The sequence below is a fragment of the Psychrobacter sp. TB20-MNA-CIBAN-0197 genome (assembly GCF_040309765.1).
Lineage (GTDB): Bacteria > Pseudomonadota > Gammaproteobacteria > Pseudomonadales > Moraxellaceae > Psychrobacter > Psychrobacter submarinus.
Genome location: NZ_JBEOPC010001205.1, coordinates 1 through 245 on the forward strand (window position 1 = coordinate 1; position 245 = coordinate 245).

1 protein-coding gene is annotated in these 245 nt (G+C 39.6%); it reads left to right on the forward strand.

Features of this window, described 5'->3' with window-relative positions; genetic code table 11:
• Positions 1-245, forward strand: a 245-nt coding sequence (locus AAEY83_RS17780; protein ID WP_351061323.1) for a hypothetical protein, incomplete at both ends; no start/stop codon positions are given.

The window sequence follows — 245 nt, forward strand, 5'->3', positions numbered from 1 at the left end:
TTTTCAAGAAGCGCAGTGCGTACAACAAATTCGCGACTGTGCTAAGCAACAAGGTTTTGATGAAGTAATTAAGTTTACTTTAATGCAAGGATTCGATTGGCAAGAAATCATAGCCCAGTATCAGAGCATGTCGCTGTTTAGCGCCCGCACTATTATTGAGCTTGATTTAAACCAACAAAAGCCAGGCGTTATTGGCAGCAATACCTTTAAAAAAGTAGTTGAGCTGGTTAATCCCGATACTATTT